Raw genomic sequence first — 25,129 nt, 5'->3', positions numbered from 1 at the left:
TTTCCTCATTTCATCGCTACCCGGTTCACATTCGCGCTTGTCTCTCCAACTGGGCATGCCGGTCAGTTTTTTTATCGATACGTCGCATCGCCGCCATAACAGACCGACCGACAAGCCAACGAAAGGGCTCAGGCGGCACAGGTAAGGATTTCCGATCCACCAAAATCCCGGCGTCTTCCAGGTCTTCCTGACAAATCAGCTGAGCAATGACATTTCCAGCGTTGCTCGCCATCGCGATACCATGGCCGGAATAGCCGACACCATAGTAAATATTATTGTGTTTGCTTAAGGTGCCAATACTCGGTACACCATCCGAGGAAATAGCCACGCGTCCGGTCCAGCCTACATCGATATTCACATCGTTCAGTTCAGGCAACCTGTCCCTGAATACCGTGTTGAGCTTTGAAAAAGTAAGCGAGTCATTAGGCCTTGGCTGGGAATTTCCAAAACCCAGCCGAGCCGACTTGGACCCGATCAGCACTCGATTATCTGCCGTAAGGCGTATATTTTCCAAAGCCATGTGCGCAGTGGTGATGCCTTCGCCACCATACCAGTCAAGCCGGGAACGTTGCTCAGGCGTAAGCGGATCGCTAACAAAGACGGATACCGACATCGGAATAATTTTTTGTTTGAGAAAACCCAGTTCACCTGAGTACGCATTAGTCGCCAACACACAATGATGGCAGGAAACACGGCCCTTCCCGGTTTTGATCAGCACTTTTTTACCAGGCACAACGCTTTCAACCTCACTGTTCTCGAACAGATCCACGCCTTTTTCCAGAGCGATCTTAGTGAGGCAACGTGCGTACTTCGCGGGATTAATGACACCGCCCTTCTTCCAATGAGCCGCTTGAACAACGCACTCAGGAATGCCCTTTCTCTGGAGAGCGCGTTCATCAAGAAGCTCATTTTCAATACCCATTTTTTCGAATAGGGCCGCGTACTTCTCGATCTTACTGTTTTCCTCCCCTCGACTTACCGCCGCCATGATGTTGCCGCATTGATTGTAGTCGCAATCGACGCCACCTTGCTCGATCATATACGCAACATTATCGACGGCTTTATTCACTACACGTGACAATTGCTGCGTTCTTTCTTCACCAAAGTTTTTGTAGGTGAGCAGAGGCAGCATGCCCAAAGAACAACCCACATGGCCGCTGTTTCGCCCGCTTGCCCCCGAACCCGCCAGTCCCTTTTCAACAACTGCAACGCGAATGTTGCGCTCGCGAAGTGCAATGGCCGTCGATAAACCCGTAAACCCGCCTCCAATCACCACAACATCGTAACTATGATCGCCTTCCAGCGAAGGAAAGGAAGATGGCGGCGGGTCAAGATTGTCAAACCAAAAACTGGTAGAGCTGAACGATCGGATCGTTGAGTTTTTCATAGTGTTTTCCATGGCGTGCGATGAACTGAGTGTCTCGCTTTGTCTTTCTGACCCATCAGTCGATCACTTCAACACGCTTACTGTTAAGATAAAGAGATTCCATATCCATATAGCTGTGCTTCTCTTTTACCAGACCATTTTCAAATATCAGCTCATCCATCATATCCATGGAAAAAGTGTCACCCGTTGGAATAAAGCGCTTATTGCCAATGATGTAAGGCTGGGTAGGTGTTGCCGACAGGGAAAAGCGAATGGTGACCGATTGACTGCCGAAAGAAATGTGTTGCAACGTAGAATCGTAATCCGGGAAGAATTCAAAAATGGTCGCAAATGCGTCTCGAATTTCCGCCTTTCCCCTGGCGACCGCTTGATTGGCAACATGCAGTTGATAGAGAGAGTCTTCATGGTGCAGTGCGAGAATTTTATCTACATCCCGGGAGTCCCAGGCCTCGCCGTAGGCTTTAGCATCGGGACCAAGCGACACCTTATTCAGAAGGTCACACGCGGATAAAGCAAAAACAACCAACAGGATGAGTGCCGCTTGAGTGTATTTTTTCATCACATTACTCCCTTACGCAGATCGAAATTAGTTCGCCAGTGAATCGAAAAATTGATGACGGTGTTGTCAATGGTTTTGATCAATAATTCACATACCAATGGTATGTTAAAGTCTTTTGGTATGTCAAACAAAAAGCCAGCTCACTCCAAGCCGCAAGCTTGCACAATACATAAACCTTTGATTAACATAGAATTTCCAACGCAAACATTTGAAGCAACGGATCAACCACATACTGTAAGAGAGTGTGTGTTTAAGTCTGTCCAGCAAATATTGAGGGTTTACAATGCGCGCATCTTGTATATTGTGGGGACCCACAAACACCGTCACGCCTTACGTAAAGGCATTCGTTTTTGCCATCAGGGTATAGTCATGACGATAAAGTCGAGAAGAGATGAAAATGCTGAAGCTACTAAGGAAGTGCTGATTGAAAAAGCCAGCGCCCTATTTGGAAAGCATGGTTTCAGCAAGACTTCTCTAGGAAAGATCGCCGAAGACGCGCGTCTTACCAAAGGTGCCATCTATCATCACTTCAAGAATAAAGAAGATATTTTCGCCGCTTGCTACAGCAAGCAGGCGTATCAGGTCTCGTCTTATGTCAGGAAGATTCCCCTGACAGAGGATCCCTGGCAGGACATGGTCAATCAAAGTAAGGCGTTTCTCGAGACATCGAAAACCACAGGAATCCCCATCCAGGAAGCCATTACCGTACTCGGCTGGGAAAAATGGCGTAAGCTCGACGAGGAGCATACGCTATTGCCGTTAACCCAAGGCGTTACCCGCTTGGTCGACAGTGGTTTGCTTAAGCCATATAACGTAAGCCTGCTAGCAGATGCGATTTTCGGCATTTTGATTCACTCGATGATGAGCCTGGTTGGCGCACGGGACAGAAAAGCAAAAGGGGAAGAGTTGCTGCGGCTACTCGAGGACTTTATCTCTGGAGCCCTGAGTGATGAGGCTAAAAAACGTCTGGGTAAGTGAGCCATTCAAGGCAAGCGTACCCATCCCCTTCCATAACACCTCTGCTGATCGTCTCGCGCTCCTGGGTCTTCAACTCTGAGAACACCCTACTCTCTCACCATTTCCACTGACTTGCCTCGACACTATTCATCCTCTCAATCACTCTCTCAATCACTCTACCGTTCAACTTCGAGTTTATAGGTGCAAGTTCTCCTCAAGGCAGCTGCCGCAAATGTCGTGCTCACTGTACCGCCCCTGATACCGCCTATAACGAAAAGTACGCCGTTCACCCCAGAGCTCTACTTTTAATCGTGAAGTCCGTTGACATACCAACAGGTAAAAACATACCATTGGTATGTCAAACAATGACTTTACGTTCAATTTAACTTTTGGGGTTTTGTATGAAGAATATATTGATCTTAGCGCTGCTGGCTTTTTCCGGAATCAGCCACGCAATGGATGCCAAACAACTCAAGGAAGCCGCGTTAAAGGCCTGCGATCTTCAATCGGCCAATATGCCAGCAAATATGAAAGAGCAAGCCAAGAAGATTTGTGTATGCAGCGCTGAAAAAACGGACTATGAGGCCGTCCTCAAGGCGCAAACCTCTGGAAACACCAAGCAGATCCAGGAAAACGCAATGAAAATTGCCCAAGCCTGTACTGCGAAACTGCAGTAAGTAAAATGACGCCGTCAGTGCCTATCCACCTGACAGAACAAAAGAGCGGTTCGACCTTCTCCTTCGTTCTTCAGCAACAGCCTACGCGACTAAACATCAACGCGGCGCGTATGGGGGGCACTTACGGCCATATTACCGATGGTTGCTTTATCTTTTTCAAGAACCCTGGCTAACACTTCGATCGCCCGCCGATTGGTTTCCGAATTGCGGGCCGTAAAACCGAGCAGGAGTCCATTTTGATAGTGGTCCGAATGGAAGCATCCTGAAATAGGCGTGCAGCCCAGGCCTGCAGCTACCCCCTGCCCCGCGACCGCCTGATCTGGAACACTTAAAGAAACCGGTATATGCAAGCCCGCGTTTTGGTTCTCAGTGAATCGAGTATTTAAACCCAAAATGCCCGCGAGCGATTCCTCCAGAGCCATTCGCCTTCCACCATACAAATTTCTCATATTTTTCACATGGCGAAAAAACACCCCACCACCGATTAACTCAGCGAGCGCTGCCTGGGTGATGACAGAGCTTTCATTCCCTAACATGGGGTATATTTTTCTGAGGCTGTCGACCAAATCCGGAGGCACAACCAAGTAACTCATCCTGAGCGATGGAGACAAGGTTTTGCTGAAGGTTCCCATATAGAGAGTTTGACGATTGTCTTTGAACCCCGCCAAAGCAGGAATCGGGTTCCCCGAATACCGGAACTCACCATCATAATCGTCTTCAATAATCCAAGCCCCGTTGTCTGCCGCAACGTTCAACCACTTGGCTCGACGTTCAGGAGGCATGGTGTACCCCAATGGGTACTGATACGAGGTTGTCAGATAAATCAACGAAGGCGATGTTTCCGGAAGCGTTTCTGGATTGGCACCCTGCCCATCGACATTCACCGGGCTGATTTCCAAATCGGCGATTTGAAAAGCCATCTTTGCCACTGAGTAAACCGGATCTTCCAACCACACGACATCTCCCACGTTGGTCAATGCACGAGTAATCAATTGCAAACTCTGACTGGCACCGGCCGTGATGAAAACCTGCTCATAACTGGCTTTGACTCCACGCGATACACGAAGGTACTGTGCTATTTCTTTGCGCAACGGGACATGGCCCGCAAAAATATCGAGCTCTGGAAGCAAGGAAGACAAACGGTTACTCGCGTGGGAGAAAGCCTGATTCCAAACCTTTGTCGGAAATTCTTTGAGATCAGGAAATCCAGCCAAAAGTGCATTCCCACCAAAAAGAACAACAGAAGATGGAACAGACGGAAGCGCATCCATTCTCGAAGCAACCGAAACTTTGGTATCTACTCCATCTTTTTCAACAAGAGATTTGTTCTGAAACTGAGCCAAGTTTTCAGCGACCTTTGTGCCAGATCCGTGTTTCGATTCCAGAAGACCTTCTTCAATCAGTTGCTCATACGCTGCAATAACAGTGTTTCTTGAAAGCCCGGTCTCCTTTGACAATTGTCGACTTGCCGGTAGAACGCTTCCCGGTAACAACGTGCCTTCAAGAATACACTGACGTAATTGCTGGCAAAGTTGTTTATGTAAAGGTTGTTTAGACTCGGGATTAAACTTCAAAAAATCGGCAAGTAGGGAATCGGCTCGTTGCATAAGATCGTTTTCAATTATGAATTATAGCGGCAAATCTTTTGTTGAAGAGTCCAATATTGATCATTCCATAATACGGTCTCCAACTCCTTAACCAACCACATCCATATAAATTGGTACTAACCATAATAAGAATGTGGTTCTTTCGGGGCAAGAAGTTTAACCATAGAATTTTGGATCGAGCGCAATAAATAAAACTAAATACTGATCTTTATAATTTTTTGCGTCAGGATTTTTATTGGAAATTGTTTTATACGTGATGAACTTTTTCACTTAAGTCCTCCTGACAAAGATCAAATAACAATTCACAAAGAGAAAATTTGCGCACTTTTTTCCAATGGGGACACATTACTTAACCCATGGGATCATGCAGCCAGAACAGAGGTACTATGGGTCATTCCGTACGAATAGGCAGTTTAAAAGGCTACCAAGAAGTCGTAGCGACATTGGGTGGCGATCCTGAGTTTTTATTCAATCGATGCAGCATCCCTATCGAAGTGTTTGAAGACGAAGACAACACCATTCCTTATTCCAAGCTAGCCGAGCTTTTGGAATTAACCGCCATACATTTGGAAAAGCCAGATTTCGGTCTTCATCTGGGCAGCACTCAAAACGTTGATACTTTGGGGCCGCTTTCGATCGCGCTTCTTACGGCGGAAACCGTCGGTGATGCAATGCAGTGCTTTGCTCAATTCTCACACATTCAGAGTTCCGCGATTCATTACCATATTGATGACCAACACCCCGGTTATATTCGCGCGGTGATGAACGTTAATTTTCCCGGTGTGCCGCATCGTGATATGCCCCAAGCGGTTGATCACGCTATCGCAGTCGGTCAGTCTGTGTGGAAACAATTGGCAAGCGATAATTTTCAACTACTGAAAGTTGAAGTGCCGCATGAGCCTTTGCATCCTACGTCTATTTATGGGACTTATTTCGACGCGCGAATTGAATTCAACACGGAAAGCATCGCTTGGTATATTTCCAAAAAGACATTTGACACTCCACTGCCATTGAGCAACGCCAAGCTTCATCAATTCACTTGTGATTACCTGCGTGAGCATTATCCTCGGCAAGCCATGTCACTTTCCGCTTTGGTTGAACGGGAATTACGGAAACTCATGGAAACAGAGAGTTGCACCCGAGACAGCATTGCCGCTTCTTTGAGTTTGCACCCCAAAACAATGCAGCGCCGACTCGCACAAGAGAACTGCAACTTTGAAAGCATTCGCGATCAGGTTCGAAAAGAACGGGCGACTTACTACTTATGCAATACCGAAATGCCCTTTGGAAAAATTGCCGAGTTGATCGGCTACAGCGACCAAGCCGCGTTAAGTCGAAGTTGTCAGCGTTGGTTTTCAAAGCCCCCAAGGGAGATACGCGGCGAGAATAAATTAGCCTACCAGCATCGAGCCCATGACGTTGAAATAGCCGAATAACACACTGATCTGTTTCTTTTGCCTTGTGATTCAGCGATCATCCGGAGGGGCTGCTTCGTACTGTGGCACCCCTTCAGGAATAGTCTCCCAAGGCGCCTTGGAACCCACAAAGATATGTCGATTCAATAAGACACCCGGATCACCATTCACACACCCCAGTGTCACACCGTGGACGTCACCATTGAATACCCCTGCCAAGGTCGAACCGCACTGCGAACAAAACGACAAACCAAAACCCATTTCACCAATGTACGCGGTCAGCTTATCTTCGCCATGAGTCCACTCAAATGTTCCAGGCTCCACAACGGCATACGCCGAAGCTTGAGCACTGAATGCCTTGCGACATCTCGAACAGTGGCAGGAACGTGCATCACTTAATTGGCCGTCGATCCGGTAGCGGATGCTGCCACAAAAACACTCACCCGTAATTGGCATCGTCTTCTCCTTGTCTTTTCTTTCAGAACACGTGAAGAGCTCAGTGCCTGAGTGCATTCATCCTATAATTATTCAATCTGCTGTTTCCAGTGGAACCGTTACCGATGCGTGAACTCTTCCACAAAATCGGAGGGATTAAAGCCTGGACGGAAACGCCCTCGCAAGCGACCTTCGGGATCAATCAAAGAGAAGGTAAGTGAGTGGGCAACACGGTAATTGTCTTCATCAGGCGTAACCTTAAAGCGGATCCCCAGAGGCTTACTGAAGCGCAAAAGTTGCTCTTCACTGCCAGTAAGCCCAAGAATGGAGGGATCGAAGTACTCGGCGTAACGACTTATGTCCTCCAATGAATCCCGACCGGGGTCCACGGATACAAAGACATAGTTAATGTTCTTGCCAAAGCCCGCCGCCTGCAATCGCTGTGATACATCCGCCATTTCCGATAAAGCGGTTGGGCAGACATCCGGGCAGTGCAGAAAACCGAATAAGACAATCGTCCATTGCCCGAGAAGTGAGCGCTGAGTGAATACCTTATGTTCAGATCGCAGCTCAAAATCCACAGTGTGACGAGGTGGGTCCAACCATTCGATTACCGCGGGGCGTTGATGGCCCACCGTCAATACGATCAACATCGCCCCCAGAGCAACACCCAGGCCGATCAGGACAGCGAACCACCGAGATCTATTCACGGCCGTCGCTTGTATAACTTGCGTAGCATATTCCACTGGCCAGCAACGCGGGCAAAGTGACACCCGCAAAATCTTCCAGCAACGACTCCGGCCCACAAATGCCGACTATGACCTCCCAGATGTGAAATACACCGTGCCCCGCAAGCCAAGCCGTAGGAAAAAGCCAGAGAACACATCGATTTTTGGGGTAAACGGCGCCGTAAGTGAACGATGCACCAATGAGCAGGTAAATGATCCCGATATCCCTAACAAAATGCTGATTGAACGGCCCCCTGTCGGGTACTCCCGGTACCACCCAATACCAGGATTCGGGCGCTGCGATCATAAGAACGGCATTGGCCAGACTTCCCAGGCCAAGCAGAATGGCGATTCCAGTAATAACATTGTTGTTCATGATACGGATTTATTCTCCTTTATCCTGATGTACCTTCTCTGCCCACTTTTTGAGGCCACGTTCTAATTGGGCCACTTATTAACTGGGTCTTACGATCAACCGGGTTTGAGCGAGACATTGTTGATCTCAATGTTGTAACAGGCCTTGCCATAGCCCAAAGTGTATTTAAGGGCTGGGTACACTCGACTGGCGCTGATACTGAACGCGATCGCGGTCAGCCCTTTCGAGCCCCACAAGGACACAATGTCTTCTCGTAATGTATCGGCTTCAGGATCACGATCCAGCACTAATTCGGTAAATCGCGCCACAAGAGCAGGTTCGTCTGAAAGCGTACCGAATGAGTTATCGACAAGGGCACAAACGACGTCTGGGTCCACGCCCTCTTCCAATGCCATGTTGACCATAAGCTGGGCGCAGGGGCCACAGTCTTCCCTTAAGATCGCTCGCAATCTGGCGGCGTATAGACATTCGGGAGACAAGGTCCCGCGATGGGTGGACATGCATTGAAAGCCCATGTATTTGAGGAAGGCCATGAAGTCGGCATGCAGTATGTCCTGCATATAAGTCACATCGTAATCGTATCGATCCGCCATCGTTAACAATGCCCGATTAAAAAGCTGTTTAATCATATCGTGTACCTTTTTTCATATCCTGACGCAAAAGTAATGTAGATGCCGACCTGAAAACGACCGTTAGGACGGCGAACCTTCGACCATCGCTCGCTCTGGTTTTCCGAACCTCGCAATCGTCAGAAACCCACTCAATAGAAAAAGGGCAGCACAACTGAACAGCAGCACGGAAAAATCTTCCGGATTCATCAATTGCGAGGCAAGCAGAGGGCCCGACGCCAACCCACCATAGGAGATGAGTGCCGCCACCGTAGACAGCTGGCCACTGCTGTCCATCTCGGCCACCTGGGCAAGCAGATAAGACTGAACCGCGGGCCAAGACAGAAACAACAACGCTAAAGACGCCACATAGAACAAGGTTGTATCAGCGTAATTTAAGAGCATCGCGGACAACATTGAAATCGCGATGCCACCGCGCAAATACTTAAACCGGCCAGGATCATTACCGCCGACGATAGGCAGCATTGCCCCAAGCAATCCGAGAAGACCGGTTAACGCAATAGACACACTGATGCTGTCTTTCGAAAGGCCCGCACCTGAGCCAATCAGTCCGGCATAAGCCCAGATGGCGCTGGCAGCCAATTGGTAGCTGAACATGGCCAACAAGGTTCGCAGACTTATACCCACAGATTTCGATACGGATTGATCAAGGTGCGCAGGTACTGGATCGGACTGCACATTGGGAAGAAACGCCAAAACGAACAGACTCAGAAGTGAGATGCTCGCCATCACATAAAACGCCGCGTAGCCACCAAACTGGCGCTCCAAACCCGGTAATAGATAGATGACCAGGGAGCCAAGCCCAAACTGGATGAACAACAATAGGCCAAACGCTCGATCTCGTTTGTTCAAGCGAGCCAGCACAGAAAAGGCAATGCCGACACTCAAGCCACCCAGAACCCCGGCGATGAATCGCCAGGCAAGCATTACATGCATATCGATAATCCAGACCGTCGCCACATCAAGCGCGGCCAGCACAAGCAGGAAGCCGAGCAGCGCTCCTCGCCATTGAATACGCCGTACCACAAATATTGCGATCGTACTTCCCGCCAAGGCCCCATAACCATTGAGCGCAATGATCTGGCCGGCTTCGCTTCCCGTGAAGCCGATGCTCCCTGCCAGCGCGTTCACTACTGCGGGCAAAAAATTAATATAGGCCAATCCTGCCATGGCCACCCAGGCAAACAAGACATAAGACACATGGCTTTGCGGGGACAATCTGCTCAACATAATTCGGACTCAATAGTAAGATGCCCACAGTCTACGAAGATTTTTCGCTCTAAAAACCGGTCGAACCCCCTTTGAGTCGTGAATGTTATTCACGATACTGACTTGCTATACTCCTTCGATGGATAAATTGCGATCATTGGAAATCTTTTTGGCCACATGCGATGAGGGGAGTTTTGCTGCGGCCGCTCGAGCCTGTAACACAGACCCTTCAACCGTCAGCAAAGCCATAAATCGTTTGGAAGCCCAACTGGGACTGACGCTCTTTCAGCGTTCAACACGGCAACTGCGCATCACCGAAGCGGGAAAGCACTACGCTGAAACCGTTCGTAAAATGACTCGTGAATTGTCCTCTTGCGAAGAAGAATTAAAACAGCTGAACGATTCCCCCAGCGGCACCCTTAAGATTAATTCCGCGGTGTGTTACGGCCATCTTTATCTTCGCCCTTTGCTTCGATCATTCTGCCAGCAATACCCCGCTATACGACTGGAACTCGACATCAACGATATGCATGTCGACATTATCGACAACAATATCGACATTGCTTTGCGCACAGGCTATGTCAAAGACAGCCGCCTGGTAGCCAGGCGACTCAGTCCCATGGACTTTTTTACCTGTGTGTCACCCGACTACTTAAAATACCACGATGTGCCACGCTGTCCTGAAGATTTTCAACAACATCCGTGGATCGGTTTTCGCATTAAGGAAACCCAGCAACTTCAACCGATTTTTCTGCCCGATGAACACGGAGAATATTCGCTGTATGAACTCGAACGAAGCCATATAACCGACGATGGGGAAACCATGGCCTATATGTGCGAAGACGGCCTGGGCTTTGCGCAGCTTCCCCATTTTCTGGCAAAGCAGGGCTTGGACAGCGGCAAACTGATTTCTCTTTACCCTCACTTTCGCCTTCCCCAGGACGAGAGCGGCGTATTCGCAATCTACCCTAAGCGGGATTATTTACCAGCGAAAGTCCGTGTGTTTATTGATTTCTTAAATGATGCGTTGAGCCGCATGCAAGAAGGTGCGAATCACAGCTGGGCCGAACATTGGAAACCCATGATCGACTTTAATGAAAAAAGGCCGCCCAGCAACAAAGCTTAAGCGGCCTTCGCAAGATTGAATCAGCGCTGGACAGACCTCACTTGTGATGATCGAAAATATCGGCCAGCAAACGCTCAATCATTTCCGTATTAAAGAAGATGGTTCTAGGTAAATCACCTTCCTGAACATTGAGATAAAATGTTCTTGATGAATCCCAGCGTTTACGCAAACGTTCAACTTTCTTGGATACGGTTTCCGGGTACTCATTTCGCTCGATCTTAGCCAGCCCTTGATCAAAGGTTTCCACAGTACTGCTGGTCTGCTTCACAACGTTGAAGTCCTTAAAGCCAGCAATGGAAATAATGTACAGTTTGGCCATTCGTTCAATGAGATATCGCTGGTGTTCAATAACGTCAATCATGCCGTTTTCTCTAATGTCGTTATCATAAAGAACATTAGCGATGTTTTCCGAACCCTCGAGCAAAACCTCCCCCATATCCACAACCAGAAGACCGGTATCACGAGTGTACTCTTGGGCAAGTGTGTCTTTCAGATCAGCCCAGATCACCTCAATGAACATGAGATCATCTTCAATTTTACCCGCAATATTTGAGCCCTTCAGAAGGTTCAGGTGGCCATCAATACTCTGGATGTGCTCTTTCAGTTTTTGACCGGAGCGTGAAGCATTCAGATTTTCACCCAGGTAAAAGTAGTTCTTCACGATACTTTGGCTCAGAATGCCAATATCTTCGGCGGCAGTCAGAGCCTCAAGATTGGCCGACTTTGCTTTTTCCACGGGGAGAACGCATAAGATGATCAACAATACAGAAAATACAGAACCGAATCGACGGTTGTTTAATAACTTTAAATACAACATTTTACTTCTTCTCAACAGCAGTAATAACGTCATTGATTACATCATTGATTTGAACAATAAGACGAGTGGCGGAACGTTGACCCAAGGCGGGGACAAAGCGTCCAGATTTGCTCGCGGCCATGTGTTCGAACACCAAAAAAGATTTTTCGATCTTATCCAACTTAGCTTTCGTTGCATCACCGATGTACTTCGGATAGGCCTGTTCAGCTAACTCGTGATAGTACTTTTCGAATTCTTCCAGAATAGTTTCCACTTCCTCGAAATAATGTGGATTCGACACATCCCAGGCCCGCATCATATAAAGTGCCGCCAGACGCTGAACCTCCATTCCCAATTCAGATGCCACGATTACGTAGTGTTCGCCTTCCACATGGGTTTCAAGGGCGATCATTTCCGCAATTTCCCAACATTCTTTATCAAACTTTTCAATGGCAATATGCAAATCCATAACGACATCTTGTCGCGGTTCGGCCACCACAATTTCGCGTATCTTCTTCCAGGTTTTTTCCTTCTCGATGACCAGTGCATCGATTTTTGGACCGAGGTGATGCCCTTCTTTAAGGGCCGCAAAATCCTTGTCGATTTTTTCAATGGTGGTTTTCAGATGGCCTTCTGGGTCATCATATTTAACCCCCATACCCACCAAGGCATAATCTTTGAGCACGGTTTGAACACTGGTACAAATTTCAGCGATATTGTGAACATCAACCACCGACGCACTGGCAAATGCTCGAACGTTCATGCAGCAACAGAACAGCAGGAACGTAATGAGTTTCTGTTGCCAACAATTAAGCTTTAGGTTTCGCACGATTTTCGATTCCTTATTTTTGTCTTTTTTGAAAATTATCACTCATGACTTTCAAAAAATGAGAGGGTGACTGAATGCGCCAACGAAGATTGAATGCTCCAATCACTGAGGGCGCCATTATCAGAACGAATTATGACTGAGAAATGAATGAAAACGCCCCACAACTTGTCTGGAAATAAGTCAGATTTTGCTTTTTGGCACTTATCAAATTTGATTAAAATAGAATTTTGTCCAGCTGGACAAATAAGTGCCAAAATTTGTCAACCATCAGGAAACAGGCTGATCGCGACAATATGAATGTCGTTTAGATCAATTGGGGGGCGCTCTGGGTGAATATTAATCGCTGAAACCGCCAGGATTTTTCATCCCACTGAGAGCCGAATCGAAACCTAATGAAAAATTGCGGCTCTTTTTAAATCCATGTTAACGCTGATTGGCACCTTACCATTCGTCGGATTTACCAATAGATGATCTCAATATCGCTCTTGCATATCTTCCACTCAGGTTGATAATCCAATCAGACTGGAAAGTTTACTCAGGGAGGGCGGTAAACTAACGGCGTTGGTAGCCAACGTTTATTGATGAAGAAAAGTGGGCTTATTCCCAGAACCTTCTATACTAGAGCGTAAGCCATGTGGGAATCACACAATATTAGAAATCTCTTACATAATTGTCGGTCAAAAAAACAAGAGATTGTTTCTTAGTATGTACACACATTTAACCCTATTTTTGAGCCTGGTATTGCTCGCAAGCACCGGGAACAGTGCCTCTTTGCAACACAAGGTCGTGGAGAACGCATCAAGCAGGGAAATTATTCAGCAAATAAAACAACATGACTTCAAGGCGCTGGAACACGCCCAGCACCTTATTGAAACCCTTGGAAACACCCTCAACTCCCAATCAACTCCGGACGAATCGGCACTTTATTATATTTATTGCGGCCGATTGCATGCGTATTTAGGTCATGTCGAGCAGGCAAAAGCCTGCATTGCACAATCTGAAACCTTTTCAGACAAGCTTTCAAATGCAGAGGCTCAGATGACCTATCTGGAGTCAAAGGCCATCGCCCTGGCAAGGCTCGGAGAGTTCCTGAACGCCCTTCCTCTGGCAAAGCAACTGGCGGATATTGGCCTGGAAGAAAATCATCAGCTCTATGTCGGTAAATCATACGCCTTGATGGGAGCCACCTACCTTGAAACGGGGCTGACCGAACTCTCAGAGGACGCCTTTGATAAAGCCATTGTGATCTTCAGGGAACTTGGCGATATTCGATATGAAGCCAGAATCCTGCTCAATTCTGCAACGAACCGCTTGCAGGCACCCCATCGCTATGACCCACAGGAATCTCTGGATCGCCTGATTAAGGCTCAAAAACTGTATGAAAAAGCCCCATCGCCTAGAGCCGTGGCCCACATCAACCGCATGCTGGGTGTCAGTTACCTCTACCTGAACGAATATGAAAAATCCGCGCAATATCTCGATATCGCCGCGGAGATTGCCCTGAATCAGAACTACAAACCCGTTCTGGTTCGGGTATACCGAGAACAAACCAACCTGTATTTGATTTCTAATAAGCTGGATAAGGCTCTGCAAACCGCGACCGAAGGTCTTGCTCTGTCCCACAAAATGGCGCATTCACAACTGGTAAGAGACCTCAATTTTCTACTCAGTGAAATCCACGAACGACGGGGAGAAAAGCGCCTCGCTTTTGAGCATCTGAAAGAAGCCGTCAATACCGATAAAGATGTGAGCGATCACCGCATCTACGAGTTGGCGACATCCATCGAGCATTCTCTGCGGGCACAACGAGAGCAATCCAAAATCCTGATGCTCGAGAAGAAATCCCTCGCAAAGGAACTGGAACTCAGCCATGCTGAAAAAAGAAACCAAACCCAGGTATCCATTTTCATCGGCATTGGATTGTTATTAAGCAGCTTGATTGTTATTTTCTATTACAAATCCAAGCTCACCCAGGTGAAACTGGATTTGTCCCTGCGAGATCAACTCACCGGCGCGTATCGACGGGGTTACCTCATCGAACAGGCCGCCGCCATCAACAGCCGTTTAAGTCGGATTCCCGAAGAATCTGAGAACTCTGTTGCCGCCATTATGATTGACTGCGACAATTTCAAACCGATCAATGACTCCCTGGGTCATTCTGCGGGCGATTATGTCTTAGTCGAACTCGTCAAGGTGATTGACACTATTATTCGCCCTTCGGATATTCTGGTAAGGTGGGGAGGCGACGAGTTTGTCATCATTTGCGAAGATATTCCTGTGCCAGCCTTGAAAGCATTGTGCGAGCGCATTCGCTGCCAGATTGCCAGCAACGATTTCACCTACGAGGGTAACCCCTTGTCCCTGACAGCCTCAATCGGCTATTCCATATTAAAAGATCGAAGTGAATTCAGCCTGGATAAGATCATCAGTTCGGCTGATCGCTTTCTATATGATTCCAAAAAAGAAGGGAAAAATACCTCCTCAGGAAATTGGATTTAAAACATCACGTATTTCGCGTGTCGAAATACGTGAGTCCCAGAGCCAACCCTAAAAAAGCGATGCCCACATAATCCGCCAACAACACCTTGTGGATGGACGCATTGAAGCCATTCACACCGTGAACCAAAACAGCGAAACCGATCATACTGATACCGGCCAGAATCATAGCTACGACTTGATAACTCTTATTAAACGCCGAGAACAGTATGAACCCTCCTAAAATACCGAACAGTAACGCTCTGTGGCGCATAAGAATGATCAGATCATTTGAGGACAGCACAACGCCATAGGCCTCTTGCAGATGTTGTGCAGACAACACCCCCAGAACCGGCACAAAATTAATCAGGCCAACAATTAACAGACAACATGTAATCGCTTTGGACATAGTCATTTCCCTATCGATAAGCAGAAGCGGATGTTTAGCCTGTCCACAGAATCCATTTTGCGGCCAGCTGCCGATTAATGTATTGACTTACAGCGGCAGTATCAAGTCTTTGCTTGCCGAATCTCACTATCATTCGCAGATCGTCGAAGAACCAGTTTATCGGTCGTCTTAGGTGATCTTTTACCGTTTTGTACGCATCCACCAAACACACGGTTCATACGCCCGCATTTGGTCTCAGCGCGGAATCTTGTTAGAGTGCCTGAATGAGCCTCCGCTACAACGGTATATTTCAGCAACCCACGTCTGCTGCTTGCACCTATGACTGAAGAATATCTCAACCTACCTTTTAACGATTTGAAGCGTTTTCGCTTCCACTCGGAGCGCCTCTCCATTCGGCATGACAATAACAATGAAACCGGTAACGAAATATTGTTTCAGTTTCAAGCGGGTATGATGGTTCGCATTCTCGACCTCAAAAACATCAAAGGCGGCGATGCCATTGTATCGATGCCCGGAAAAAAACTGATGCTTGCATGTAAACTGCGAGGCAACAGCGAAATCAGCCTTGAGGGCGTCACCTCCAGTGCCTTTAACGAAGGCCAACTGTCGGTGGCGTATCATGTTAACGATATGGAACTATTGGAATCATCTGGCCCTTGCGATCACTACTTACTGGTCATGCTCATGTGTGATGCCGACGTCTTTGTGCAGGAACCTTTTGATCTCAGTATCGATCAACTTCCCAACTGCATTGAGCAGGCAATCTCGGGAAATACCTGGGTCAATGAACAATTTCAAATGAGTAATGACTTAACCAAGGCCGTGTACATACTGCTCGATGGACTGAATGACCCCGTTTGGAGCCGTCCCTTTCTTCAGGCCAAAACCATCGAGATTGCCTGCTTGGCCATGCGCAATATTCTCAGCGAAGAATCCCGCAGGACGTTTTCTCAGATCAGCGACAAAGAGATGGGCATTATCTCGAAGGCTGCGGACCTATTGAATCAGCAGTGGCGAGAACCACCCACCCTGACCGACATGGTCAAGCAACTGGGTCTGGGAAAAAGCCGGCTCACTTCCTGCTTCAAAATCATTTATGGCTGCACCATGAGTGACTATGTCTTGAACCTTAAAATGCAACAGGCGCAACAACTGCTGTCGGCACGTAAACTGAACATTACCCAGGTTGCCTTGGAAATCGGTTACGAACACCCCAGCAATTTTACCTCAGCCTTTAAACGATATACGGGCATGACACCCAAGAACTTTCAAAAGAACAGTCGCAACCTTCCATCAGAAATTTCCTGAGCGTCCATTCGCTCCTCTTCACACTCCTTCACTCTTCCTCGCCCTTTCCGTCATCTGTCATAGAATTTCCGGAATACGGAATAAAAACTCCCTCACGAGCTCTGCTAAGCTGCGCCTTCACGACCATGCCCAAAGAGGCTGACCGTTTTCATTGCTGAGATCAACAACATGAAGAAGATGTATATCGGTATCGCCCTATCTATCGCCATAGCCATCGCAGGATGGTTGTATATGGATAAGATTGAGCGCGCCACCTTTGCGACCAGTTTGTTTAATGGGGAACGGCAATATCATAAATTCAGTCGCGTTGCTGAATTTATGCCCGTAAGCACGATGACAGCTGCTCAAAAACCGTTTCAATTTGAAGAAGGCACGCCCATTCACCTCCCCGAGCACTTCACCTTCGGAGAGGAAACCGTTAACACTGAAGCGTTTTTACAGGAAACCGACACCAGTGCGCTTCTTGTGGTTGCCGATGGCGCAGTCAGATTTGAAGATTATCGATTAAGCGGCGGTCGCCAGGTGAACTGGCTGTCCATGTCAGTGGCCAAGAGTGTTATCGCAACGGCCATCGGTATCGCTGTCGACGAAAAGCGGATCGATATCCAAAAAACCATGACCGACTACGTCCCCTCGCTGGCAGGATCGGCCTATGACGGCGTCAAAATTAAAGACGTACTGCAGATGTCCTCTGGCGCAGCCTGGAGTGAAGATTATGCCAACCCCGAATCCGACGTGATGCGCTTGGGGAGAGTGATGGCATTGGGGGGCTCTATGGACGAATTTGTTCAAGGCATGAGCCGCGAGTGGGAACCCGGCACCGCCAACCGCTACAATTCCGGTGACACCCAGGCATTGGGCATGCTGCTAAGAGCGGCCACTGGCACCACAATAACCCAATATGTGCAGGACAAACTCTGGCATCCCTTGGGAATGGAATCCGATGCGTACTGGATTGTGGATGATTACGATATGGAAATGGCTTTCGCCGGTCTGAATGCCACGGCACGTGACTACGCTAAAATCGGCGAGCTGTATCGTCAAAAGGGCCGTTGGCAGGGGAAAACCATCGTCTCCCAAGACTGGGTTGAAAAAGCCACCAAACCCGATGCCCCTTATCTTATGCCCGGTGTCCACGAAGACTTTCCTTTGGGCTATGGCTATCAATGGTGGATCCCCGAATCCTCCGAGGGCGAGTATTTGGCCATTGGGGTCTATAACCAGTTTATTTACATCAACCCCAGTCGCAATTTGGTGATCGTCAAACTGTCTGCCAACCCAAGATATGGCACAAGTAATGATGAAGCCTCCAACCGGGAAATGGAAACGATCGAATTCCTGCGTGCTATCGGTCAGCGTTTCCCGCAGTAAACGTTCCAGGCATGTTCTTCTGCAACCGCAGAAGAACATCGTCAATAACCGTCGGCCGTTCCAGCACTGGGACGACAAGACAACACGTCAGAGCAATGCCACAAACACCGACGCAGCGACCTCATCAGCTGGACAACTCCGGTTTTATTTTGGAAGAGTGTTGAGATTGAACCAGCGATTTGTTTTCGCTGCGAATTTCTCTCGGTGAACGTGAAAACCAACGCTGGCAACTTCGACTTAAGGCTGCCTGATCACTGTAGCCAATCCGATCCGCTACCTGGCTAAACGGCATATCGGTATTGCACAAATAATAACTTGCGCGCTCGCGGCGTACCTTGTCTCGAATGCCTTCAAAATTGCAGTCTTCCTGCGCGAGTCGACGTTGCATGGTTTTGGGATGCAAGTTTAAGAGATCAGCGATAGTATCTCGAGTACAACTTCCGCTTTCCATCAGCTTCCGTAGCTCCCTCTCCACCATCACCGATAAACGTTTGGCCTGGGCCGGAAATTGTTCAGTGAGGTATTGAGACGCAAAACGATGCAAGCGGTCACTGTGAAGCGGCAACTTTGCATTGTAAGTCTCTTTGGAAATATGCCAAACAACACTTTCAGAATTGAATTCTAAAGCTGCGTTAAAATAAGACTCATACATAGAGACAGGAAGCAAGGGCTCATGAGGTATCTCAACTTTAATAATCTCGAAATGCTCTCTCGCGACCTGCATGAACATTTCCTGCCCCAGCGCTGCGGCACGCCCGACGGTTTGAGGCATATCCCGATGTGACAGATTGGGAAGACTGACATTCATAATCGCTCGAACATAATCCGGATGATCATCATCAATATAATATTGAAGCGCAGGGTTTTGAATGTGTAGAAATCGTGCCATGCATTTCATCGCATCACTGACAGCCTCAGCGGTTTGAATAGCAACTGACATCGGGCCAAGAATATCCACTTTTTGATACTGACCCAAATAGAGACCGAAGTCTGGCTTTTTCAAGCACTTGGCGGTGTACTCAATGAGCGCAACCATATTCGCATAAAGAATGGTATTTTCTTCATCATCTAAAACATCATACGGGATGTCACAACGCTCTAAGAATTCCTTGGGATCGCCTCCCAATCGTGTAACCACTTCAGAGTAGCCTTTAAGGCCACCAATTCGTACAGAATAACTCATAGTACTTCTACCCAGAACCGAACGTCCTGCAAAACAACAAATATGTCCCCAAAAGAAAAACAGTATCTATTTTTTCGCCTGACGTTTAAATTGCCATACTTTTTTATCAGAATGAAAGCTAAAATGACATCATAATTGAAAATTTATGACTATATACTGACTTCCAAAAACTAATAAAAGTTACGTAATGAAGCATTCTCGCTGCAGTTAGATTACTTGCAGTACCGAACCTTTTGGTACAGTTCAACGTCGTGCAAGCGCTTACGGCATCAAGCGCCTCAACAATGCCTGTACAAAACTGCCAGTACGCATTGCGTTAACATTTTTTATTACTTTTCCCTGAGCACAAACGCCACAGCCGACTGGAAACGTTTTGAGAAAAAAGGAAACACTTTACCTCCAGAAACAATCCCCAAAAGACGACTCAGGCACTTCAGTAACGCGAGGCTCGACGAAAATCAAACGTTTGTTTTTTGTCGCTTCCGACTCTGCTGTTGCAACAACGCCATGACAAAAAATACAGTAAGTGCAAATGACCAAGGCGTATTCGTTGGAACGGACTGAGCCCCGGAAGACATCGCCGCAGATTCCCAAGACAGACAATACAAAGCTTGGCCTGCCGTACAATTGTTTGTGCTGTTATTCAAATATCGGCCATCAACTTGTAGTGGGTGGCCCTGTACTCCGATCCCCGCGGTTGATGTTCCCCCTGTGCAGTTATTGGCATTGAGAGCACCATCGGCATCACTGAATGTCCACGGCAATGCACCACCACCACCCGATGCAACTGAGTTATCAAGGTTAACCGTCCCAGCGTTCAATAAACCCGAAAAGTCACTGCTTATCTGTAAACTATCGTCCTGATTCCTGATGGCTTCTGTTGTAGGAATACCGTAATTGGTCGCCATATCTCGAATTTCATCGCTGCCACTGAGACTGATAAAAGCACGCACATTCGATAAACCTGCAGGGCGATTTGCATCGGCATCACATATGGCATCGGCACCAGCACGTCCGCCCATATCGCCTGAAGTTGTTGTTGTTGAACGCCAGAGGCGAACCTCTGCCATGGCCGGAACGGCCGAAAAAAAGAAGAGAATTGCGGTGGTCGCAAGTAATCGCATAATACTACCCTAAAACAATTTATTTTATTTTTTCATCATCACTCCTCGCTTGAAGATACCCCTCCATTTGAACATTCGCGTACAATCACGCCGCGATACTCAACACTTATTTATATAGTCAACAAAATGGCGAATCGCAAACATGCTTGGTAAATCAGTCAAAATTCAATCTTTAATTCGTTCTATCGTTATTAAATTAAGTTATGTTCCAGAACCTTGAAAAAGACGAACCCTGGCCATAACTCTCTTGGCAGGAAGGGTGTTGAAAAGATGCAGCAGGGTAAATATAGACTGGGCGCGTCTTTTCCAGCACTAGGCACATACCCACATAGTGTCTAGTATGTCCGATTACGCTTTAATACCGAGGCCGAATTATGAGTGAAAACAATAGCTATACCCCGCCCGCCGTCTGGACCTGGGATGAAGGCAGTGGCGGCAGGTTTGCCAGCATCAATCGTCCTATTGCGGGCCCTACCCACGACAAGGAACTGCCGGTTGGGGAGCACCCATTTCAACTTTACTCCCTGGCGACACCTAACGGCGTAAAAGTCACCGTGATGCTGGAAGAGCTACTGGCTTTGGGCCACAGCGGCGCCGAATATGACGCCTGGATCACCGATATTATGGAAGGGGACCAGTTTGGCAGCGGCTTCGTTTCGGTGAACCCCAATTCAAAAATTCCGGCTTTGCTGGATCGCAGTGAAGACAAGCCAATCCGAGTGTTTGAGTCCGGGGCGATCTTGATGCACCTGGCCGAAAAGTTCGATGCCTTTTTGCCCAAAGACCCGGCCACCCGAGCTGAGTGTTTTTCCTGGTTATTCTGGCAGATGGGCAGTGCACCCTACTTGGGTGGCGGCTTTGGTCACTTCTACGCCTATGCCCCAGAAAAAATGGAGTACCCCATTAATCGTTTTACCATGGAAGTGAAACGCCAGCTGGATGTGCTCAATCGCAATTTGGAAGAGCGCCGCTTTTTATGTGGTGATGATTACACCGTTGCCGACATTGCCAACTACCCTTGGTACGGCGCACTGGTACAAGGTAAATTGTACGAGGCTGCCGAGTTCTTGGATGTCGAGTCCTACACCCATGTCAGACGCTGGGCCGATGAAATTGCTGAACGCCCTGCCGTAAAACGTGGTCGTCGAGTGAATCGAGTCTGGGGCGAAGAGAGCTCTCAGTTGCGTGAACGACACCAGGCCAGCGACCTCGATTAATCTCCTGTCATTTCCCCTGACTAGCGCTGACATTGACGTTTGCGATGATTCAGGGGCATTCCCCTTTTCCTTGTTTTCTCTTCTTTTTTACTTTTTTTAAATCTCTTTTTTTGTCTCTCGCCCCAAACACCCTTGATTCGGTACACACCTTTAACTTTGCAATGTTATGTTATAACATTGCCTTATAGATTATTTCCCACATTTCACACAAGACGATTCCGTTTTTAACGTTCTGGATTCACGACATGAACATACCCAACCATTTCGGCGATACGCTCGCGATTAGCCTCTCGGCTTTATGCAGTATCCACTGCCTTGCGACGCCGGTCTTATTGACTCTAGTGCCTTCCCTGACAGGGCTCGTATTGTTGGATGAGGGTTTTCATCGCTGGCTTGTTCTTGCCGTCGTGCCCTGCAGTATCTTGAGTTTAGGCCTGGGCTGCCGCAAACATCAAAGTATCTCGGTGTTGCTCTATGGCATCATTGGCATTGTTTTAATGCTGACGCTTTTGGTGTTTGATCACGAGGTTTTAGGGGAAACGATGGAACGAGCAGTCAGCCTGCTGGCCTCACTTTTCATCGCGGGCGCTCACTGGCAAAATTACCGCCTTTGCCAACAATACGATTGCTCATGCGACTAGAGCCTGCTCGTCAAGATTGGCATTCGATTTAACCACGAGGACCTTATGGCTATTCGCTCAGTACCTTGTAACATCATTACGGGATTTCTTGGCTCCGGTAAAACCAGCACCATCCTGCAATTGCTAAAACAAAAGCCAACCGAAGAACGCTGGGCCGTGTTAGTCAATGAATTTGGCGAGGTTGGTATCGATGGCAGCCTGCTCAATTCCAACAAGCAGGAACAGGTTTTTATCCGCGAAGTGCCTGGTGGTTGCATGTGCTGTGCTGCAGGCCTTCCCATGCATATCGCCTTGAATCAACTGCTGCAGCGAGCCAAACCCGATCGCCTGTTGATCGAACCCAGCGGGCTTGGTCACCCCAGAGAAGTGATGCAGGTTTTGCACTCCGAGTTCTATCGGGATGCTCTGGATATTCAGCAATGCCTCACACTGGTGGATGCTCGCAAACTGAGTGACGAACGCTACACCGAGCATGAGATTTTTTTACAGCAGATCGATATAGCGGATGTCATTGTCGCCAACAAAGAAGATCTTTATCGCCCAGAAACTCGTCAGTTGCTCGAACATTTTTTACTCCAACGCGGCCAACAGGATTGTCCTATTGTGTGGAGCGCACACGGCGAAATTCCCCTCGACGTTCTGAATGGCGCCAGCCGTTTTGAAAACCGGGATTTGGACCTATTGCATCTGCCCGAAGCGGACAGCGAGGTAGCAACAGGGTTTGACGAAGCACCACTGCCCGAATCCGGCTTTCTCAGCCGCAGCAATCGGTCAGAGGGCTTTTCCACCATCGGTTGGCGCTTCGAGCCCAATACCGTGTTCAACCACTCCAAACTGTATCGCTGGGCCACCGACCTTGTGGTCGAGCGCATGAAAGCCGTCTGCATTACCGAAGACGGTGTCTGGGGCTTTAATAAAACCCCGGACGGATTGCAGGAATTGGAGTTGGACGATTGCCTCGAAAGCCGTTTTGAAATCATCGCCAACGCTATCGACCCCAATTGGGAAACGCAGTTGAAGGATTGTCGATTACCCTCTTGAGAAGCTGGACCAGGATACTGGACGGTGTCACCACTCGGGACGGCACCGTTCACACCTTAGGGCTGACAGCTGTTCCCGGCCAAGTTACTGAGACGGGTCATCGGCAAACTGCCATTTCCAAAACTCGCACTCTCCCAACGCAGTGTGGCAAGGTTACAATCGTTCGGGTCCGCATCCAGAAACAATTTTCCCCATTGTGCCCGTTGAACCTTTGACGCATCGAAAGCCGGAGGGAAAAATCCGCCATTGACGCTGATGGCATCTGTCGCGATGCTCTGACCCTCGACCGTGCCCGTACCCACAATCCAGTAAGGCGCTCCGGATTGATCAAAGGTATACCAGTAGATAATCGCTCGCCCATCATTCAAAACCTCAACTGATAAACCATGACCAGATTGTTGGGGGTTATACCAGGATGCACTCATTTGCCCGCCGATCACTGGATAGAACAACGGGTGGCTTTTAAGCACCGTCGCTTGCTGTACGGTCATGTGAAAAGGCATAAAATCTTCCACACCACTGTAAAACATATAGTTGTCGGCACCGCCATCTCGGCCACACTCAAAATCATCAACCGCCTTGTCACCCGCTCGACCGCTGACTCCCAGATTAGAACGACCATCAAAACGCGCCAAGGCACACTCCGAAGTGTCGCTGAAGCTGTCGTGTTTCAAACCGGATTCTTCAGTGGTATGGGGTATCGCCATCAAGTGAGACATTTCATGCACCAGGTTCGCGGCATGAGACGCGACATTAGCGCCATACGCTCGTTCGGACATCAATACGCAGCTGTTGCGGTAATTGGGATGCATAACCGTTGCCGGCAAACCGGGAGAGACCCCGGCGATACCCTGTACTTCACTTGAAGAAATCGTTTCCACCAAACCGATATTCAACGCCCTGCCCGCACCAAAATGCTGACTCAAACTCTGGCAAAGCACAGGAATATTGTCTTCCTGAATCGCCGCGAACTGCGTGCGCAAAGCCGCATCGGCATCAACAATATTCAAACGGCCAACGCTCATTTGGTGGGCATTCAACAGGCGATTCACTTCCTTGAGCAGGGTATTTTTAAACGCCGAACTCAAACTGCGATTGCGTGTACTGGCGGTTCGATCCAACACCATAATGTTGATATCAACTGCCTGCGTAGTATCGACGTGTTGTTTGAATACCGCTCGCAAATCCCGAATAGCCCCCGTACTGCCATTGGCCATCACCTGAATGTTGTAAACACCGGGCTTGAGCTGGCTGTCCGCATGGGGATTGGCAGGCATCAACAATGCAAAGTCACCAACATTCGACAAGGCCTCGGAGCTGACATTTCCAGTCACAGAAACGTTGTCACCATTGACCGCAGCTGAGTATATAACCTTGCCAGAGGGATCTTTAATCTGCTGCACCAAAATTTCCGTATCCGCGGCGTCACTTCGCCCAGACAGATACAAGGAGCGATCCCCCGGAAATACTTCTACCTCAAAGGCCTGACCAAAACTCACATTATTGAGCTCAACGACTCTGAGATCACTCATATTGTCCGTGGCTTGCACTTGAGGGGTAAACAGAAACAATAAGCTGTTCAAACATACCAACATGGCGATTGTTTTCATTTTCGTAAGTCTCCCGTTAA

24 protein-coding genes are annotated in these 25,129 nt (G+C 48.2%); 10 read left to right on the top strand and 14 right to left on the bottom strand.

Annotated features, from left to right (window positions below; translation table 11 throughout):
• Nucleotides 1-25 precede the first annotated feature (25 nt).
• On the bottom strand, nucleotides 26-1,387 hold the full coding sequence (locus ABWW03_RS18465) for an NAD(P)/FAD-dependent oxidoreductase (RefSeq protein ID WP_353410885.1): 1,362 nt from the start codon (nucleotides 1,385-1,387) through the stop codon (nucleotides 26-28).
• 55 nt (nucleotides 1,388-1,442) lie between these two features.
• Nucleotides 1,443-1,946: a nuclear transport factor 2 family protein gene (locus ABWW03_RS18460; RefSeq protein WP_353410883.1), complete on the bottom strand. Its 504-nt coding sequence runs from the start codon at nucleotides 1,944-1,946 to the stop codon at nucleotides 1,443-1,445.
• 69 nt (nucleotides 1,947-2,015) lie between these two features.
• On the opposite strand from ABWW03_RS18460, the gene ABWW03_RS18455 reads away from it, so the two are divergent.
• A complete protein-coding gene (locus tag ABWW03_RS18455; RefSeq protein ID WP_353410881.1) occupies nucleotides 2,016-2,924 on the top strand; it encodes a TetR/AcrR family transcriptional regulator in 909 nt (302 codons plus the stop codon).
• 380 nt (nucleotides 2,925-3,304) lie between these two features.
• The gene (locus tag ABWW03_RS18450) at nucleotides 3,305-3,580 is read left to right on the top strand and encodes a hypothetical protein (protein WP_353410879.1); all 276 of its coding nucleotides are present in this window, start codon (nucleotides 3,305-3,307) and stop codon (nucleotides 3,578-3,580) included.
• 89 nt (nucleotides 3,581-3,669) lie between these two features.
• Here ABWW03_RS18450 and ABWW03_RS18445 read toward each other — a convergent pair whose 3' ends face one another.
• Nucleotides 3,670-5,187, bottom strand: coding sequence for a PLP-dependent aminotransferase family protein (locus ABWW03_RS18445; RefSeq protein WP_353410877.1), 1,518 nt, complete (start codon nucleotides 5,185-5,187; stop codon nucleotides 3,670-3,672).
• Between the two features lie 386 nt (nucleotides 5,188-5,573).
• Here ABWW03_RS18445 and ABWW03_RS18440 point away from each other — a divergent pair, with 386 nt between their 5' ends.
• Nucleotides 5,574-6,623, top strand: coding sequence for an AraC family transcriptional regulator (locus tag ABWW03_RS18440; protein WP_353410875.1), 1,050 nt, complete (start codon nucleotides 5,574-5,576; stop codon nucleotides 6,621-6,623).
• A 30-nt stretch (nucleotides 6,624-6,653) separates the two neighbouring features.
• Here ABWW03_RS18440 and ABWW03_RS18435 read toward each other — a convergent pair whose 3' ends face one another.
• From ABWW03_RS18435 to ABWW03_RS18415, 5 genes are all read right to left on the bottom strand, one after another.
• Nucleotides 6,654-7,058 carry a GFA family protein gene (locus tag ABWW03_RS18435; protein ID WP_353410873.1) on the bottom strand — a complete coding sequence of 135 codons (405 nt, stop codon included), beginning with the start codon at nucleotides 7,056-7,058 and terminating at the stop codon, nucleotides 6,654-6,656.
• A gap of 98 nt (nucleotides 7,059-7,156) precedes the next feature.
• Nucleotides 7,157-7,747, bottom strand: a complete 591-nt coding sequence (locus ABWW03_RS18430) for an SCO family protein (protein ID WP_353410871.1) — start codon at nucleotides 7,745-7,747, stop codon at nucleotides 7,157-7,159.
• Nucleotides 7,740-8,141, bottom strand: a complete 402-nt coding sequence (locus tag ABWW03_RS18425; RefSeq protein ID WP_353410869.1) for a hypothetical protein — start codon at nucleotides 8,139-8,141, stop codon at nucleotides 7,740-7,742. Before ABWW03_RS18425 ends, ABWW03_RS18430 begins: the two co-directional genes overlap by 8 nt.
• 95 nt (nucleotides 8,142-8,236) lie before the next feature.
• Nucleotides 8,237-8,770: a hypothetical protein gene (locus ABWW03_RS18420; RefSeq protein ID WP_353410867.1), complete on the bottom strand. Its 534-nt coding sequence runs from the start codon at nucleotides 8,768-8,770 to the stop codon at nucleotides 8,237-8,239.
• Nucleotides 8,771-8,833: 63 nt separating this feature from the next.
• On the bottom strand, nucleotides 8,834-10,000 hold the full coding sequence (locus ABWW03_RS18415) for an MFS transporter (RefSeq protein WP_353410865.1): 1,167 nt from the start codon (nucleotides 9,998-10,000) through the stop codon (nucleotides 8,834-8,836).
• 82 nt (nucleotides 10,001-10,082) lie between these two features.
• Here ABWW03_RS18415 and ABWW03_RS18410 point away from each other — a divergent pair, with 82 nt between their 5' ends.
• Nucleotides 10,083-11,105 carry a LysR family transcriptional regulator gene (locus ABWW03_RS18410; protein ID WP_353410862.1) on the top strand — a complete coding sequence of 341 codons (1,023 nt, stop codon included), beginning with the start codon at nucleotides 10,083-10,085 and terminating at the stop codon, nucleotides 11,103-11,105.
• A 37-nt stretch (nucleotides 11,106-11,142) separates the two neighbouring features.
• Here ABWW03_RS18410 and ABWW03_RS18405 read toward each other — a convergent pair whose 3' ends face one another.
• A complete protein-coding gene (locus tag ABWW03_RS18405; protein WP_353410859.1) occupies nucleotides 11,143-11,922 on the bottom strand; it encodes a hypothetical protein in 780 nt (259 codons plus the stop codon).
• Between the two features lies 1 nt (nucleotide 11,923).
• A complete protein-coding gene (locus tag ABWW03_RS18400) occupies nucleotides 11,924-12,730 on the bottom strand; it encodes a hypothetical protein (protein ID WP_353410857.1) in 807 nt (268 codons plus the stop codon).
• 705 nt (nucleotides 12,731-13,435) lie between these two features.
• Here ABWW03_RS18400 and ABWW03_RS18395 point away from each other — a divergent pair.
• On the top strand, nucleotides 13,436-15,229 hold the full coding sequence (locus tag ABWW03_RS18395) for a tetratricopeptide repeat-containing diguanylate cyclase (protein WP_353410855.1): 1,794 nt from the start codon (nucleotides 13,436-13,438) through the stop codon (nucleotides 15,227-15,229).
• 4 nt (nucleotides 15,230-15,233) lie between these two features.
• On the opposite strand, the gene ABWW03_RS18390 is transcribed toward ABWW03_RS18395, so the two are convergent.
• Nucleotides 15,234-15,614 carry a hypothetical protein gene (locus ABWW03_RS18390; RefSeq protein ID WP_353410853.1) on the bottom strand — a complete coding sequence of 127 codons (381 nt, stop codon included), beginning with the start codon at nucleotides 15,612-15,614 and terminating at the stop codon, nucleotides 15,234-15,236.
• A gap of 318 nt (nucleotides 15,615-15,932) precedes the next feature.
• Between ABWW03_RS18390 and ABWW03_RS18385 the strand changes: the two genes are divergently transcribed.
• On the top strand, nucleotides 15,933-16,922 hold the full coding sequence (locus ABWW03_RS18385) for a helix-turn-helix transcriptional regulator (RefSeq protein WP_353410851.1): 990 nt from the start codon (nucleotides 15,933-15,935) through the stop codon (nucleotides 16,920-16,922).
• Between the two features lie 168 nt (nucleotides 16,923-17,090).
• On the top strand, nucleotides 17,091-18,293 hold the full coding sequence (locus ABWW03_RS18380; protein WP_353410849.1) for a serine hydrolase domain-containing protein: 1,203 nt from the start codon (nucleotides 17,091-17,093) through the stop codon (nucleotides 18,291-18,293).
• A gap of 124 nt (nucleotides 18,294-18,417) precedes the next feature.
• Here the strand turns inward: ABWW03_RS18380 and ABWW03_RS18375 are convergent, their stop codons facing one another.
• Together ABWW03_RS18375 and ABWW03_RS18370 are read right to left on the bottom strand one after the other, a co-directional pair.
• Nucleotides 18,418-19,476, bottom strand: a complete 1,059-nt coding sequence (locus tag ABWW03_RS18375) for an AraC family transcriptional regulator (RefSeq protein ID WP_353410847.1) — start codon at nucleotides 19,474-19,476, stop codon at nucleotides 18,418-18,420.
• Nucleotides 19,477-19,934: 458 nt separating this feature from the next.
• Nucleotides 19,935-20,600 carry a hypothetical protein gene (locus tag ABWW03_RS18370; RefSeq protein WP_353410845.1) on the bottom strand — a complete coding sequence of 222 codons (666 nt, stop codon included), beginning with the start codon at nucleotides 20,598-20,600 and terminating at the stop codon, nucleotides 19,935-19,937.
• A gap of 374 nt (nucleotides 20,601-20,974) precedes the next feature.
• On the opposite strand from ABWW03_RS18370, the gene yghU reads away from it, so the two are divergent.
• The 3 genes from yghU to ABWW03_RS18355 all read left to right on the top strand — a co-directional run bounded on the left by yghU (nucleotide 20,975) and on the right by ABWW03_RS18355 (nucleotide 23,499).
• Complete coding sequence (gene yghU / locus ABWW03_RS18365; RefSeq protein ID WP_353410843.1) at nucleotides 20,975-21,817, top strand: glutathione-dependent disulfide-bond oxidoreductase; 843 nt, start codon at nucleotides 20,975-20,977, stop codon at nucleotides 21,815-21,817.
• A gap of 245 nt (nucleotides 21,818-22,062) precedes the next feature.
• Complete coding sequence (locus tag ABWW03_RS18360) at nucleotides 22,063-22,458, top strand: MerC domain-containing protein (protein WP_353410841.1); 396 nt, start codon at nucleotides 22,063-22,065, stop codon at nucleotides 22,456-22,458.
• 45 nt (nucleotides 22,459-22,503) lie between these two features.
• On the top strand, nucleotides 22,504-23,499 hold the full coding sequence (locus ABWW03_RS18355) for a CobW family GTP-binding protein (RefSeq protein ID WP_353410839.1): 996 nt from the start codon (nucleotides 22,504-22,506) through the stop codon (nucleotides 23,497-23,499).
• A 56-nt stretch (nucleotides 23,500-23,555) separates the two neighbouring features.
• Here the strand turns inward: ABWW03_RS18355 and ABWW03_RS18350 are convergent, their stop codons facing one another.
• Entirely contained in the window at nucleotides 23,556-25,109 is a 1,554-nt protein-coding gene (locus ABWW03_RS18350) for a hypothetical protein (protein ID WP_353410837.1), read from the bottom strand.
• Between the last annotated feature and the right edge of the window lie 20 nt (nucleotides 25,110-25,129).

The sequence above is a fragment of the Pseudoteredinibacter isoporae genome, from assembly GCF_040372805.1.
GTDB classification, from domain to species: Bacteria; Pseudomonadota; Gammaproteobacteria; order Pseudomonadales; family Cellvibrionaceae; genus Pseudoteredinibacter; species Pseudoteredinibacter isoporae_A.
Note: the sequence above shows the minus strand (reverse complement) of the source record. Positions and strands in the feature narration are given on the sequence as shown.

What these genes read in the sequence shown, in the direction of transcription:
- ABWW03_RS18465 (WP_353410885.1), bottom strand. Translation starts at nt 1,387, where the DNA reads ATGAAAAACTCAACGATCCGATCGTTCAGCTCTACCAGTTTTTGGTTT.
- ABWW03_RS18460 (WP_353410883.1), bottom strand. Translation starts at nt 1,946, where the DNA reads ATGAAAAAATACACTCAAGCGGCACTCATCCTGTTGGTTGTTTTTGCT.
- ABWW03_RS18455 (WP_353410881.1), top strand. Translation starts at nt 2,016, where the DNA reads ATGGTTTTGATCAATAATTCACATACCAATGGTATGTTAAAGTCTTTT.
- ABWW03_RS18450 (WP_353410879.1), top strand. Translation starts at nt 3,305, where the DNA reads ATGAAGAATATATTGATCTTAGCGCTGCTGGCTTTTTCCGGAATCAGC.
- ABWW03_RS18445 (WP_353410877.1), bottom strand. Translation starts at nt 5,187, where the DNA reads ATGCAACGAGCCGATTCCCTACTTGCCGATTTTTTGAAGTTTAATCCC.
- ABWW03_RS18440 (WP_353410875.1), top strand. Translation starts at nt 5,574, where the DNA reads ATGGGTCATTCCGTACGAATAGGCAGTTTAAAAGGCTACCAAGAAGTC.
- ABWW03_RS18435 (WP_353410873.1), bottom strand. Translation starts at nt 7,058, where the DNA reads ATGCCAATTACGGGTGAGTGTTTTTGTGGCAGCATCCGCTACCGGATC.
- ABWW03_RS18425 (WP_353410869.1), bottom strand. Translation starts at nt 8,141, where the DNA reads ATGAACAACAATGTTATTACTGGAATCGCCATTCTGCTTGGCCTGGGA.
- ABWW03_RS18420 (WP_353410867.1), bottom strand. Translation starts at nt 8,770, where the DNA reads ATGATTAAACAGCTTTTTAATCGGGCATTGTTAACGATGGCGGATCGA.
- ABWW03_RS18415 (WP_353410865.1), bottom strand. Translation starts at nt 10,000, where the DNA reads ATGTTGAGCAGATTGTCCCCGCAAAGCCATGTGTCTTATGTCTTGTTT.
- ABWW03_RS18410 (WP_353410862.1), top strand. Translation starts at nt 10,083, where the DNA reads ATGTTATTCACGATACTGACTTGCTATACTCCTTCGATGGATAAATTG.
- ABWW03_RS18405 (WP_353410859.1), bottom strand. Translation starts at nt 11,922, where the DNA reads ATGTTGTATTTAAAGTTATTAAACAACCGTCGATTCGGTTCTGTATTT.
- ABWW03_RS18395 (WP_353410855.1), top strand. Translation starts at nt 13,436, where the DNA reads ATGTACACACATTTAACCCTATTTTTGAGCCTGGTATTGCTCGCAAGC.
- ABWW03_RS18390 (WP_353410853.1), bottom strand. Translation starts at nt 15,614, where the DNA reads ATGTCCAAAGCGATTACATGTTGTCTGTTAATTGTTGGCCTGATTAAT.
- ABWW03_RS18385 (WP_353410851.1), top strand. Translation starts at nt 15,933, where the DNA reads ATGACTGAAGAATATCTCAACCTACCTTTTAACGATTTGAAGCGTTTT.
- ABWW03_RS18380 (WP_353410849.1), top strand. Translation starts at nt 17,091, where the DNA reads ATGAAGAAGATGTATATCGGTATCGCCCTATCTATCGCCATAGCCATC.
- ABWW03_RS18375 (WP_353410847.1), bottom strand. Translation starts at nt 19,476, where the DNA reads ATGAGTTATTCTGTACGAATTGGTGGCCTTAAAGGCTACTCTGAAGTG.
- ABWW03_RS18370 (WP_353410845.1), bottom strand. Translation starts at nt 20,600, where the DNA reads ATGCGATTACTTGCGACCACCGCAATTCTCTTCTTTTTTTCGGCCGTT.
- yghU (WP_353410843.1), top strand. Translation starts at nt 20,975, where the DNA reads ATGAGTGAAAACAATAGCTATACCCCGCCCGCCGTCTGGACCTGGGAT.
- ABWW03_RS18360 (WP_353410841.1), top strand. Translation starts at nt 22,063, where the DNA reads ATGAACATACCCAACCATTTCGGCGATACGCTCGCGATTAGCCTCTCG.
- ABWW03_RS18355 (WP_353410839.1), top strand. Translation starts at nt 22,504, where the DNA reads ATGGCTATTCGCTCAGTACCTTGTAACATCATTACGGGATTTCTTGGC.
- ABWW03_RS18350 (WP_353410837.1), bottom strand. Translation starts at nt 25,109, where the DNA reads ATGAAAACAATCGCCATGTTGGTATGTTTGAACAGCTTATTGTTTCTG.